This is a genomic window from Pseudonocardia sp. HH130629-09 (assembly GCF_001294645.1).
In the GTDB taxonomy this organism is placed as follows: domain Bacteria; phylum Actinomycetota; class Actinomycetes; order Mycobacteriales; family Pseudonocardiaceae; genus Pseudonocardia.
This window is the reverse complement of record NZ_CP011868.1, coordinates 5,435,054-5,446,889: the sequence shown is the minus strand read 5'-3', so window position 1 is coordinate 5,446,889 and position 11,836 is coordinate 5,435,054. Positions and strand designations below refer to the sequence as shown.

The following is an 11,836-nucleotide window of genomic DNA, read 5'->3' as shown; positions in this document are numbered from 1 at the left end:
CATGGCGAAGGGGCCGGCCTGCGCGTTCTGCCGGGAGCTCCCGCCGCTCGTCGTGTCGGGCTTCGGAGATCAACCAGCAGGAACAGGCAACGCGCACAGCCGCGCGAACGCGCGGGCGAGATCGACCGCCCAGGGCCAGGACCGTTGGATACGGACCCAGACTCGGCGTTGCCCGCGGGTGATCCGCGCGGCGGTGTGCAACAACCGGTAGCGCAACGCCTTCGGCTCGACCTTCGCCAGGTCGCCGTCGAGAAGCAGGCGCTGGGTCCAGGTGATCAGGTCGACCGCGAGCATGACCACGGTCAACCACGCCGCGTTGACGGCGAAGGACCGGGACGGGAAGTGGTTGAGGCCGGTGTCCTTGCCGCAGCGGATCCGGTCCTCGACCCGGGCGTGGGCGCGGTGGCGGGCGTCGAGGAAGGCGAGCTGCCCGACGCGGGTGTCGGTGGCGAACGCGGTGTAGCGCCAGCCGTCACGCTCCTCGAACGCATCGAGCTGCGCGCCGGGATGCGGCCGTTCGCGACGGACGACAACGCGGGTCCCGGCCGGGTAGTCGACCAACGCGGAGGCGGGGAGCAAGCCGGTGATCTCGGCCAGCCCGGCGCCGTCACGGTGCCCGCCGTCAGCGTCGACCGCCTCGGCCCACACCGTCTTCGGGACCAGGCTGATCACGGTGCGTTCGCGGTCGGTGACGGCCCAGCCGACGGAGAACTCACAGCTCACCGCTGTGTCTTGTTGCGCTCGGATGTGGGCGAGGAAGGCTTTCGTGGCGCCCGCGGTGTCGGTGCGGACCAGGATCGGGTGCCCGTGACGGAACGCGTCAGGGATCTGGGCGAGCGCGTCGTCGAGCACGTTGATGTGATCCGCGGCGGTGTTCGCACCGGCGTTCCCGCGGCGCAAGCGGGCGGCGAGGAACTCGCCGGTGTTGTCGCAGAACGCCAGCATCGGGTGATACCCGAACGTCTTCTTGAACGTGGGCGTGGCCTGTTCCTTCTCGCTGTGGGCGATGACGATCGTGGCGTCGAGATCGATCACCAGCACGTCCCGGCCGTGCCGGCGCAGGTCGCGGCCGGCGACCCGAGCCGCGGGAAACGCGCGACCATCGACGTCGGCGTGCTGGGCCCAGACCACCTCCCGGGCCCGCGCCCGCCCCGCCGCGATCGAGGACAACCGGCGCTCGTCGAGCTTGTCGAGCAGTCGCCAGCAGGTCGAGTCCGATGCCACCGACCCGAACACCGCGCCCTGATCGGCCAGGACCGCGATCTCGCAGATCCTCGTGGCCCCGTCGGCGACCGCGACGGCCAGATCGACCAGCACCCGCCCCGGATCATGACGCGCCCGAGCTCGTCGCAGCGGTGCGAGCGCGGTCGAGAGTTCACTGGTCAACGTGGTCCGGTCGGCGACATCGGCCAGCAGACGCGACCCGACGTGCGACACCACCCCAGCGCCGTCGGCGGTCACGATGACCGGTGGGCGCGTGCTTGTAGTCTGCACTCGGAAAGTGCCTCCTCGACCATGGCGGACAGGGCTTCGACACCCGCTGTCTTACCTGGTCACGAGGCACTTTCTTCAGTTGGGGTCGGAGATCACCGGCACAGCCCGTGAAGAGTCCGGGCTAGGTGTGATGCCCAGCCAGGTTGTTCAACCTGGTGATGGGTGTGGCCTTTCCGATTGCCAAGTGGGGCCTGTGGTGGTTGTAGTCGTGGACCCATGCTGGCAGAGCCGCGAGTCGGGCTGACTCGGAGTTGTAGAACTTCTTGAAGGCCCAGCCCTCGGCCAGGGTCCTGTGGAAGCGCTCGATCTTCCCGTTCGTCTGCGGCCGGTAGGGCCGTGTCTTTTTCGGGGTGATGCCCAGCTCGGCACACGTGTCGCGCCAGAGATGAGACTTGTAGCAGCCGCAGTTGTCGCTGAGCACGCGTTTGACCGTGACACCGCGGCAGGCGAACCAGGCGACCGCATGATCCCGCTAAGCATTGCATTTGTTTCGTTTCGTTTCGTTGAGCGTTCGGACAACCGTCGGAACCCCATTTCTGACTGATAGTCGCTTGCCTTGTCAGTGTGGCGTAGTTCAGTCAGCTATCATGCGGCCATGACAGGACAGGCTGGTGGGTCGGACCGGGTTGAGGTTGTCGTCAATCGGGACGGCCGGGTCCTGATCCCTGCACAGGTCCGTCGGGATCTGGGTCTGGCTGCCGGATCCACGTTGCTACTGTCAGTCGAGGACGGCCGGGTGGTGATGGAGTCCCGCGCCCAACTGGTCTCGCGGATGCGTCGGGAGATTGCCGAGTCCTGGCAGGGCGACCCGACGGAGTCGGTGACCGATGAGCTGCTCGCCGAGCGGCGCGCCGAGGCGGCCACCGAGGACGCGCGATGAGCGCGGGCGTTGCTGCTGGTCGCTCCGGCCCCGCTGTCCTGGACGCCTCCGCGGTTCTGGCCTGGCTCCGCACCGAGCCCGGTGCCGAGGTCGTCGACGAGTATCTCGACACCGCAGTGCTGTCCGCGGTCAACCTCGCCGAGGTTCATCAGAAGCTCGGCCAGCACGGCGTCGACGCCGACCGTGCAGTGACTCGGCTGCGCACCCTGGGGATCCGGATCGAGCCGCTCGACGCGGCCGACGCGATCATCGCGGCCAAGCTATGGCCGGCCACCCGCACGGCCGGACTGTCCCTGGGTGACCGCTGCTGCCTGGCCCTGGCCGCCCGCCTGTCGGGCCCCGCGATCACCGCTGACATCGCGTGGACCGGACTGGATCTGGGCGTGACCGTCGTACCCATCCGGTAGACACAGATTCCCCAGCGCGGAGCGGACAGACCAGTTGCCCCCGACCCCGTCCGTCGCGGCGGTCGACTCGATCAGCTGGCGTCGGCACAGCGATGGGAGAGCTCTGACCATGACAACGACACCGGACCCGCCGGAAGGGCCCGACCGGGGCCGTCAGCCTTGCTGCCCTCGACCTCGGAGCCTGGTCGGCCGATGACGGGCTGGCATTCGAGGCGGCCGAGTGGAGCCTCGGCGCCATGATCGCCAGGACGACTGCAGCCGACGCCGCCGAGCGCGCCACGCCGGTTGACCAGCACGTCCCCGCCGTCGAAGTACGGCCGCCATTCCGGGGGGAACAGGCCGGTCAGCTCCGGTACGACGAGCGCGTCGATCACCAGGTGGACCAGGTGACGCGTGCCCCGGTTGCGGAACCGGTGCAGGCGGCCGAAGTCCCCGAACCAGAGCTCGCCCGGCTGCCACGAGTGTGGGATGCCATCGAGGTCGAGCACCGCGCCCGGATCGGTCGCGATCGGCATGTGCATCCGGGCGATCCCGGAACGCGGGCCGCGCGCTGTCTCCCGGCACTCGACCCCGGAGCTCCCCGGCGACACGGTCAGGATCCGCACGTCGTGCACCGGCGCGGGAATCGCGTCCAGCACGGCTCCCAGACGGGGGTTCCGTGAGCCTTGCGGCACGACGCCGAGCTGGTCCATGACAAGCCCGTCCATGACACCGTCGACGGCGAACCCACCCAGCAAACGCGCGGCCTCGGCCGGCATCGGCACCGCAGCTCGTTCCGCAGCTCCGGGCATCGTGGTCCCCTCGGTTCGTGGCCGCTTGGCGAGGATCAGGAGCGCGGTGCGGCCAGGTCGTCCAGCCGTCGCACCACCTCGTCCAGGGCGGTGGACGTGTCGATCTCGACAGTGGCGCTCCGGCGCAACAGTGGCTCGACGAACGCATGGTTCTCGATGATCGCCTCGCGCTCCTCGGCGCTCTTTCCGTACGGATTGTTCGATCGGCTTGTGATGCGTTCCAGCATGATCTCGACGGGCGCGCTCAGAAGGGCGATGTGTTCGAACAGGTGGTAGAAGTTCACCTGGTTCGTTTTGCATCCGGAGACAAACAGTTTGCCCTCCGTGTGCCCGGTCAGCAACTCGGTCATCGCGTCCTCACGCCAGATCCAGTCGCTTGACCCGTCTCGGTCGGTCGTCCACCTACTCCATTCGTCGGTGTCGGTGTCGACGATCCGGTGGCCTCGCTCCCCGAGCATCTCGAGAGCGGATGTCTTCCCCGTTCCAGACATTCCTGTGATCAGGACTCGCAACATGACGGAAACCCTATCACGATCATGGTCGGCGCTGTTCCGGAGGTGTCTTCTTTCGGACGACGAAGTCTTCCACGACCAGCATGTCCATTCCGGACGCGTGCAGCGTGCGCACCGCGTCGATCGGAGTAAACACGATCGGTTCGCCCGCCAGGTTGAACGACGTGTTCAGCAGGATCGGGACGCCGGTGAGCCTTTCGAACTCGCGCAGCAGGCGGTGAAACCGCGGATTGTCGTCGCGGACCACCCGCGTTCAAGGACTCGATCGCGTTCGTGCTGCAGATGACCTTGCGGATCTCCACGTCGTAGTCGAGGAAGGGCACGAACTCTGACCAGGCGTTGTTCCAGAGCGCGATGACCTTGAGTCCAAGACCGCTGGATACTGAGCCTTTCCCAGTAGGTGCTGGTTGATCATGTGGTTCGGTCGTGCTCGACGTGGAGCAGGACGAGCGCGGCGGCGGTGATCGCGCCGATCCGCCAGGGGCAGAAGCTGACCCGGCGTAGCGCCTTGAAGGTGGTCTTGAGCAGGGAGTTCCCGCGTTCGGCCACAGCCCTGACGGCGGAGTGCAGCGTGTTGACGGTGCGTTTGTCCACCGACAGTCCGCCGCCGGTGGGGGTCTTGAACGGGCAGGTCAGGCGGGTGTTCTCACCGTCGTAGCCGAGGTCGGCGAGCACGACGTGGGTGTCGTCGGTCCAGTCCTCGATCGCGTCGAGCAGGCCGGGGTGGCCGCGGGCGCAGGTGGTGTCGTGCTCGCGGCCCGGGCGCACCGGGGAGGTCCACAACGGCCACCCGTCAGGCGCGGTGAGGACCTGAACGTTCCCGCCGTGGACGTGGTGCTTGCCCGACCACCACAGATCCACTCCCGGGGTCGGTCCGGGAGTGCGGGAGCGGTCAGTGTGGATCACGGTGCCGTCGAGGTGAACGTGGGTGTGCCCGGCGGTGCGGGCCGCGAGCAGCGCGCCGGGCAGTCCAGGCGCGGCGGCGGCCAGAACGTCGATACCTTCGTGCAGGTAGCGGTAGGTACTCGACAGGCTCAGCTGGTTGTCGGCGGCGAGCTGGGCGACCCGGGTCGCGTCGAGGAACCAGCGCAGCACCAGCACCGCGTGGCGGTCACAGTCCAGCGCCCGACGCCCGCGCCGGGTCCCGCGCCGGAGGCGTTCCTCGGCCAACAGCCGCGACAACATGGACGCGGTGGGCTCCCCGATCGGGAGCACGGCGGTGTAGGTGACAGGATCGGGCACGCGGGACCTCGGTGGTGAGTCGATCTTTGAGCGGACCGATCTCTTCTACCGGGGTCCCGCACCCTCGTTGAGCACCTCCACGCCCCCGGCGTGTCGCCGCCAGCCGCTCCCCACTACTGGGAAAGGCTCACTGAGCCCTTTTCAACCTGCCGTTCCGGCAGCTCAGGGGCCTGGTTGTGTGGGTGCAGACGCCGAGCTAGCGAGCCGGTGACCTGTGCAGCTGTGGTCAGACCCGAATCCGCGAGTAGGCTATGAGCTGATCTTGGTCGGCCAAAGTTGATGTTGCTTGGGTCGGGAGTTGGGTGGTGGGCAAGCGGGCGGCCCGAGTGTCGCCTCGGGTGGCGGGTTCCTGTGCTGGTCGGGGCCGGTGCGGCCGGGTCAGGACGGAGCGGGCAGGGCGCGGACGCGGGCGAGGACCTCGGCGAGTAGGTGCTCGCCGGGTGGTAGGCGCAGGGTGAGGCCGCGGGCGTGGCGCACGAGGCGGGCGGGGATGGTGATCAGCCGCCGGCGCAGGGTGGCGATCATGGCCTGGCCGCCGCGGACGCCGTGCCCGACCAGGCGCCCGTCGCGGGTGCGGGCGGTGAGGTGGTGCAGCCACCCGCTGGTGGTGGCGGCCAGGAGTGCGCCCCACATCCAGGCTCGGTTCACCGCGAGGTGTCCGGAGGGGAGGTGGCGCAGCGCGGCGCCGTGCTTGGTGTCGCGGAACAGGTTCTCCACCTTCGTGCGGTGGCGGTACCAGTACTCGGCCTGCGCGGCTGCGGCAGGTGTGGAGACGTCGAGGTTGGTCACGATGAACGAGTAGGCGAACACCCCGTCGACCTTGGCCACCGTAGCGAGGTCGTCGAGCGGGAGCGCCCGCTGGGCGGGGTGCAGGGTGCGTCGGCGCCGCGCTCGCGGGTCACCGGAGACCTGGCCGTGGTCCAGGTCGAGCCGGACCCGACGGATCAGCAGCTGGGTCGCTGCGGGCCACCAGTTCGGGCAATAGTCGGCCACCGCGACCTGCGCGCCGGTCATGTCGATCGCGTCGGTCCACCCGTCGGCCGCGACGCCGTCGAGGATGCGCCACAGCGGCGCGATGCGTCGGGCGCCGATGGCGAACTCCACGCCGACGAACAGGGCTGCGCGGGCGAGCTGCCCGGCGAAGTAGCCCGCGTCCGCACGCACGCGGACTCGCCCCGCCCGCGCCTGCGCGGGGAGCGCGGCCAGCGCCCGGTAGAACAGCTCGGCGCTGGTGGCGCGGGGGTCATCCCGGCCCGAACCGAGGTCAGCGGCCAGCACCACCGCGGTGTCGGCCCAGGTCGCGACGTGCGGGCGGGCGACCCGCTGGCCTTGGTGGTTGAACGCCACGCCCTGCTTGAGCCGGCCGTAAACCTCGACATCGGTGGTGTCCAGATCGATCGTCACGTCCGCCGTCAGCTGCTCGGCCCGGTCCGGGTCGACCTGGGCGAGCAGGTCCAGCGCGGTGGTGTGCACGTCACCGAGCCCGGTCTCCACCGCCGCCCACTGCCCCTCGATGAACTTGCGCGCGAGCCCGGCGGCGGTCGTGGACGCCAACCCCGGCACCGGCGTGAGTGCCTGCCCGGCGGTGTCGGCGCGGTGCCGGTCCAGCCCGACCAGGAAGTCCTCCCCGCACAGCTGCGCCGCCGACATGCCGACCAGCATCTGCCCGGCGCTGCACCCGCGGTCGCGGTCCTTGATGGGCCCGACCGCGGCGTCGAGCTTGTCGATGATCCCGAGCCGGTCGATCAGTTCGGTCACCGCGGCCAGCCCGGAGAACCTGGTCAGCGCCGCGTCCGGCGCGCCGAGACGCACCCGCGCACACCGCGGGCGTCGCTTGCGTACTGTTCGCACCTGATAGGTGTCCTCTCAACCCGCAATGTCGTGTCGTCGCAAACACGATCATCGCAGGTCAGCGGGCACCTATCGCCATCTCCCCAGTCCGGACACCAGCGCTACTCGCGGATTCGGGTCAGAGCAGTTGCGCTGCAACCTTCGCGATCTCCTGACGCAGAAGCTCGCTGGTCAGGTTGAAAAAGGCTCACTGCCCGCCCCACCGCTCGCGGAACTCGGCGAACCGCGCCGCGGCGGCGGTCTTGTCGACGACGGGCTCAGACTGACCCCCTAGCGTCGGCTTGGGATTGACCCCCTCTGCACGACGCTGAGGGGGTGTTGTCGGTGGAGGACTGGGCCGAGATCCGTCGTCTGCATCGGGCCGAGGGTGTCCCGATCAAGGAGATCGCCCGCCGGCTGGGGGTGGCCCGCAACACGGTGCGCTCCGCGTTGCGGGCGCCGGGCCCGCCGAAGCGGGAACGGGGCCCGCGGGGATCGCTGGCGGATGCGGTCGAGCCGCAGGTGCGGGCATTGCTGGCGCAGTTCCCACGCATGCCGGCCACGGTGATCGCAGAGCGGATCGGGTGGGAGCACTCGCTGACCGTGCTCAAGGACCGGATCCGCCAGATCCGCCCCGAGTATGTCGGGATCGACCCGGTCGACCGGGTCGCCTACGCACCGGGCGAGATCACCCAGTGCGACCTGTGGTTCCCCGAGACCACGATCCCCGTCGGCCCAGGCCAGGAACGGGTCCTACCGGTGCTGGTGATGACGCTGGGCTACTCGCGGTTCTTGTCCGCGACGATGATCCCCTCGCGCCAGGCCGGGGACATCCTGTCCGGGATGTGGCAGCTGATCAGCGACGTCGGGCGGGTGACCCGCACGCTGGTCTGGGACCGGGAGTCTGCGATCGGCGGGACCGGGCGGGTCTCGGCACCGGCCGCTGCGTTCGCCGGCACTCTGGCCACCCGGATCCGGCTTGCCCCACCGCGGGATCCGGAGTTCAAGGGGCTGGTCGAACGCAACAACGGCTACTTCGAGACCTCGTTCCTGCCCGGACGTCGCTTCGCCTCCCCAGCCGACTTCAACCACCAGATCGACGACTGGCTGGCCCGGGCCAACACCCGCACCGTCCGAGCGATCGGCGGCCGCCCGGTGGACGTGCTCGCCCACGACTACGCGGCGATGACTCCGCTGCCGCCGCTGGACCCGCCGATCGGGCTGGCCCAGCGGATCCGGCTGGCACGGGACTACTACGTCCGCGTCGATGCCAACGACTACTCCGTGGATCCGCAGATGATCGGCCGGTTCGTCGATGTCGCCGCCTCACCGCGCGAGGTCGTCGTCTACTGCGCCGGCCAGGTCGTCGCCCGTCACGACCGCAGCTGGGCCCGCCACGCGGTGATCACCGACCCGGCGCACCAGCACACCGCCGCGGCGATGCGCCGCGCCCTGGCCCACGACCGCAACACCCGACAGGCCGCAGCACGCCGTCACCTCGACGGCCACCCGGTGACCCTGCGCGCACTGCCCGACTACGACGCCCTGTTCGGTGTCGACTTCGTCTCCACTGCCGAGGAAGCGAGCAGCTCATGACAACCACACCACCGAAGATCACCACCGACCCCGCTGGGAGCTCGGGGCCGGCCGGTCCGGTGCTGGCCGCGGTCCCCGACGGACTGCCGGCGATGATCGCCTACCTGACCCGGGTCCTGAAGACCCCGACCATCGCGGCCAGCTGGGAACAGCTTGCCGCCCAGGCCCGTGAGGAGAACTGGTCGCACGAGGAGTATCTGGGCGCGCTGCTGCAGCGCCAGGTCGCCGACCGCGAGTCCAAGGGCACGGTCATGCGGATCCGCACCGCGCACTTCCCCCAGGTCAAGACCTTGGAGGACTTCAACCTCGACCATCTGCCCTCGCTGCGCCGCGACATCCTGGCCCACCTGGCCACGAGCACGTTCGTCGCCAAGTGCGAGAACGTGATCCTGCTCGGCCCGCCCGGGATCGGGAAGACCCACCTCGCGATCGGGCTCGGCGTCAAAGCCGCCCACGCCGGCTACTCGGTCCTGTTCGACACCGCCAGCAACTGGATCACCAGACTCGCCGCCGCGCACCAGAGCGGCCGGCTCGAGGCCGAGCTGAAGAAGATCCGCCGCTACAAACTGATCATCATCGACGAGGTCGGCTACATCCCGTTCGACCAGGACGCAGCGAACCTGTTCTTCCAGCTCATCGCTTCCCGCTATGAACAAGGCAGCGTCATGGTCACCAGCAATCTGCCCTTCGGCCGCTGGGGCGAGACCTTCTCCGACGACGTCGTCGCCGCAGCCATGATCGACCGCCTCGTCCACCACGCCGAAGTCCTGACCCTGTCCGGGGACTCCTACCGCACCCGCGCCCGACGCGAGCTCCTGGCCAAACACAACCGCGCCAGCAACGACTGACCATCACCACACCACGCCGGGGGTCAGTTCCAATCCGTCGCTACGGGGTCACTCCCAACCCGCCGTTGACAGGTCTCGGTCGGGGCGGTGTAGATCGGGCGCAGGTCCTTGGCTATCTGGTCCCAGTACTTGCGGCTGGCGTAGCGGAAGCTGTTGCGGATCAGGTGCAGCACACAGGTCTGCACAATGGTCTGTGGCCAGACGGTGGTGATCACCTCGCCGAGCCCGGTCAACCCGTCGCAGACTGCGATACACACATCGGTGGTGCCCCGGTTCTTGATCTCGGTCAGCACCGCGAGCCAGTGAGCCTTTTTCAACCTGACCAGCGAGCTTCTGCGTCAGGAGATCGCGAAGGTTGCAGCGCAACTGCTCTGACCACAGCTGCACAGGTCACCGGCTCGCCAGCTCGGCGTCTGCACCCACACAACCAGGCCCCTGAGCTGCCGGAACGGCAGGTTGAAAAAGGCTCATTCCTTCGACATCGCCCGCCAGGGCCACCTCACCCTGCTGTCCGGCCGACGCCGCCACCGTGGAGACACCGCGGAGATGGTGACGGCCCGAGAATCGTTCCTGGGCCAGGGCCACTACGACGCACTACGCTCGACGATCACAGCATTCGCCGCCGAGCACGCCCCACGACAGACCGGGCTCGTTGCCGACCTCGCCGGAGGCACCGGCTACTACCTCGCCTCAACCCTCGACGCACTTCCTGCAGCGTGGGGCGCGACTCTGGATCTGTCGGGACTGTTTCAAGATCGGTGTTTTCGGTCCGACACGCCGGGCTGAGGTCCGGCGAGATGGGCACGGACAGTGATGACATCGGACCTTGTGGATCCAAGCGAGGGTGACCCGAAGCCTGCTCGGCAGGCGTCGGCGGAGCGGGCCGCTGCGGCGGCGATGGTGGCCGAGGCGAAGGCGCGCGGGCTGGCGTTGACCGGCCCGGACGGCCTGTTGAAGCTCTTTACCAAGAATGTTCTGGAAACGGCGCTGAACGAGGAGATGACCGAGCACCTCGGGCACGACAAGAACCGGGCCGACTCCGGCCGGGAATCCACCAACGTGCGGAACGGGTCCCGCTCGAAGACGGTTCTCTCGGATGCCGCGGGTGACGTGGAGATCGACGTTCCGAGAGACAGGGCCAGCACTTTCGAGCCGCAGATCGTGAAGAAGCGTCAGCGGCGCCTCACAGATGTCGACGAGGTCGTACTGTCGCTGTATGCGAAAGGGATGACGACCGGGGAGGTTTCCGCACATTTCGCTGACATCTATGGGGCGTCAGTATCGAAGGAGACGGTCTCGCGGATCACCGACAAGGTCGTCGCCGAGATGAATGACTGGGTTGGTCGGCCGTTGGATTCGGTGTACGCCGCGGTGTTCATCGACGCTGTCCACGTCAAGGTCCGGGACGGGCAGGTCGCCAACCGGCCGGTCTACGCAGCCATCGGCGTCACCGTGGACGGCTGCAAGGACGTGCTGGGGCTGTGGATGGGCGTCGGCAGTGAGGGCGCGAAGTTCTGGATGAGCGTGCTGGTCGACCTGAAGAACCGCGGCGTGCGTGACGTGCTGTTCCTGGTCTGCGACGGCCTCAAAGGACTCCCGGAGGTCGTGGCCAACGTGTGGCCGCAAACCATTGTCCAAACCTGCGTCGTGCACCTGATCCGAAACACTTTCCGGCTGGTGGGTCGACAGGACTGGGACGCGGTGAAGCGCGACATCAAACCAATCTATGCCGCGCCCAACCCGAATGCAGCACTTATCGCTATGGATGAGCTCGACGAGAAATGGGGCCGTAAGTACGCGGCGATGATCCGGCTATGGCGCAACGCGTGGGAAGAGTTCGTGCCGTTCTTGGACTACGACGTCGAGATTCGAAGGGTGATCTGCTCTACGAATGCGATCGAATCGCTTAACGCCCGCTACCGGCGCGCGGTGCGGGCGCGTGGTCATTTCCCCACTGAGCAGGCTACGATGAAATGCTTGTATCTTGTGACTCGCAGCCTGGACCCGACCGGGACGGGCCGCACGAGGTGGACGATGCGTTGGAAGCCCGTGATCAACGCGTTCGCCATCACGTTCGGTGACCGCTGGCCGGGAGCCGAGACCTACTGAGCAACGACGCCGAAACACCGATCACGAGACAGGCCCGGCCCTACCGGCCTCAGACCAACGGCAAGATCGAACGTTTCCACCGCACCCTCGCCGACGGGTGTGCGGTTCCCCCGAGATCGTGGAGGGT

12 protein-coding genes and 5 pseudogenes are annotated in these 11,836 nt (G+C 68.3%); 8 read left to right on the top strand and 9 right to left on the bottom strand.

Features of this window, described 5'->3' with window-relative positions; all coding sequences use genetic code 11:
- Positions 1 to 69 precede the first annotated feature (69 nt).
- A complete protein-coding gene (locus XF36_RS25380) occupies positions 70 to 1,494 on the bottom strand; it encodes an IS1380 family transposase (protein WP_060710764.1) in 1,425 nt (474 codons plus the stop codon).
- A gap of 121 nt (positions 1,495 to 1,615) precedes the next feature.
- A pseudogene (locus XF36_RS25375) lies at positions 1,616 to 1,957 on the bottom strand (integrase core domain-containing protein); the annotation flags it as partial.
- Between the two features lie 132 nt (positions 1,958 to 2,089).
- Here XF36_RS25375 and XF36_RS34565 point away from each other — a divergent pair.
- The 3 genes and pseudogenes from XF36_RS34565 to XF36_RS25365 form a co-directional block, all read left to right on the top strand.
- Positions 2,090 to 2,188: pseudogene (locus XF36_RS34565) on the top strand (hypothetical protein); the annotation flags it as partial.
- A gap of 15 nt (positions 2,189 to 2,203) precedes the next feature.
- The gene (locus tag XF36_RS34560) at positions 2,204 to 2,374 is read left to right on the top strand and encodes a hypothetical protein (RefSeq protein WP_238589382.1); all 171 of its coding nucleotides are present in this window, start codon (positions 2,204 to 2,206) and stop codon (positions 2,372 to 2,374) included.
- On the top strand, positions 2,371 to 2,781 hold the full coding sequence (locus XF36_RS25365) for a type II toxin-antitoxin system VapC family toxin (RefSeq protein WP_060713903.1): 411 nt from the start codon (positions 2,371 to 2,373) through the stop codon (positions 2,779 to 2,781). Before XF36_RS34560 ends, XF36_RS25365 begins: the two co-directional genes overlap by 4 nt.
- Before the next feature lie 71 nt (positions 2,782 to 2,852).
- Here XF36_RS25365 and XF36_RS25360 read toward each other — a convergent pair whose 3' ends face one another.
- From XF36_RS25360 to XF36_RS25340, 6 genes and pseudogenes are all read right to left on the bottom strand, one after another.
- Entirely contained in the window at positions 2,853 to 3,539 is a 687-nt protein-coding gene (locus XF36_RS25360) for an aspartyl/asparaginyl beta-hydroxylase domain-containing protein (RefSeq protein ID WP_238589369.1), read from the bottom strand.
- Positions 3,540 to 3,607: 68 nt separating this feature from the next.
- Complete coding sequence (locus tag XF36_RS25355) at positions 3,608 to 4,087, bottom strand: AAA family ATPase (RefSeq protein ID WP_060713901.1); 480 nt, start codon at positions 4,085 to 4,087, stop codon at positions 3,608 to 3,610.
- 19 nt (positions 4,088 to 4,106) lie between these two features.
- The gene (locus XF36_RS25350; protein ID WP_060713900.1) at positions 4,107 to 4,331 is read right to left on the bottom strand and encodes a carbamoyltransferase C-terminal domain-containing protein; all 225 of its coding nucleotides are present in this window, start codon (positions 4,329 to 4,331) and stop codon (positions 4,107 to 4,109) included.
- 1 nt (position 4,332) lies between these two features.
- Positions 4,333 to 4,434 (bottom strand): annotated as a pseudogene (locus XF36_RS31925) (transposase); the annotation flags it as partial.
- 61 nt (positions 4,435 to 4,495) lie between these two features.
- Positions 4,496 to 5,269 (bottom strand): HARBI1 family protein, encoded by a 774-nt coding sequence (locus tag XF36_RS25345; RefSeq protein ID WP_060714430.1) that lies wholly within the window; start codon positions 5,267 to 5,269, stop codon positions 4,496 to 4,498.
- 435 nt (positions 5,270 to 5,704) lie between these two features.
- The gene (locus XF36_RS25340) at positions 5,705 to 7,138 is read right to left on the bottom strand and encodes an IS1380 family transposase (RefSeq protein ID WP_060710862.1); all 1,434 of its coding nucleotides are present in this window, start codon (positions 7,136 to 7,138) and stop codon (positions 5,705 to 5,707) included.
- A 354-nt stretch (positions 7,139 to 7,492) separates the two neighbouring features.
- Between XF36_RS25340 and istA the strand changes: the two genes are divergently transcribed.
- Together istA and istB are read left to right on the top strand one after the other, a co-directional pair.
- Complete coding sequence (gene istA / locus XF36_RS25335) at positions 7,493 to 8,752, top strand: IS21 family transposase (protein WP_145981219.1); 1,260 nt, start codon at positions 7,493 to 7,495, stop codon at positions 8,750 to 8,752.
- Positions 8,749 to 9,600, top strand: coding sequence for an IS21-like element helper ATPase IstB (gene istB / locus XF36_RS25330; protein WP_060713594.1), 852 nt, complete (start codon positions 8,749 to 8,751; stop codon positions 9,598 to 9,600). The genes istA and istB overlap by 4 nt, the downstream gene beginning before the upstream one ends.
- A gap of 77 nt (positions 9,601 to 9,677) precedes the next feature.
- On the opposite strand, the pseudogene XF36_RS25325 reads toward istB, so the two are convergent.
- Positions 9,678 to 9,905 (bottom strand): annotated as a pseudogene (locus tag XF36_RS25325) (transposase); the annotation flags it as partial.
- A 151-nt stretch (positions 9,906 to 10,056) separates the two neighbouring features.
- On the opposite strand from XF36_RS25325, the gene XF36_RS31920 reads away from it, so the two are divergent.
- The 3 genes and pseudogenes from XF36_RS31920 to XF36_RS35860 all read left to right on the top strand — a co-directional run.
- Entirely contained in the window at positions 10,057 to 10,386 is a 330-nt protein-coding gene (locus XF36_RS31920) for a hypothetical protein (RefSeq protein WP_145981506.1), read from the top strand.
- A gap of 111 nt (positions 10,387 to 10,497) precedes the next feature.
- Positions 10,498 to 11,709: an IS256 family transposase gene (locus tag XF36_RS25320; RefSeq protein WP_060714974.1), complete on the top strand. Its 1,212-nt coding sequence runs from the start codon at positions 10,498 to 10,500 to the stop codon at positions 11,707 to 11,709.
- 26 nt (positions 11,710 to 11,735) lie between these two features.
- Positions 11,736 to 11,804 (top strand): annotated as a pseudogene (locus XF36_RS35860) (hypothetical protein); the annotation flags it as partial.
- Positions 11,805 to 11,836 lie beyond the last annotated feature (32 nt).

Excerpts from the sequence above, each read along its gene's own strand:
- XF36_RS25365 (WP_060713903.1), top strand. The coding sequence starts at position 2,371 with ATGAGCGCGGGCGTTGCTGCTGGTCGCTCCGGCCCCGCTGTCCTGGAC.
- XF36_RS25360 (WP_238589369.1), bottom strand. The coding sequence starts at position 3,539 with ATGCCGGCCGAGGCCGCGCGTTTGCTGGGTGGGTTCGCCGTCGACGGT.
- XF36_RS25355 (WP_060713901.1), bottom strand. The coding sequence starts at position 4,087 with ATGTTGCGAGTCCTGATCACAGGAATGTCTGGAACGGGGAAGACATCC.
- XF36_RS25345 (WP_060714430.1), bottom strand. The coding sequence starts at position 5,269 with ATGTTGTCGCGGCTGTTGGCCGAGGAACGCCTCCGGCGCGGGACCCGG.
- istB (WP_060713594.1), top strand. The coding sequence starts at position 8,749 with ATGACAACCACACCACCGAAGATCACCACCGACCCCGCTGGGAGCTCG.
- XF36_RS25320 (WP_060714974.1), top strand. The coding sequence starts at position 10,498 with ATGGTGGCCGAGGCGAAGGCGCGCGGGCTGGCGTTGACCGGCCCGGAC.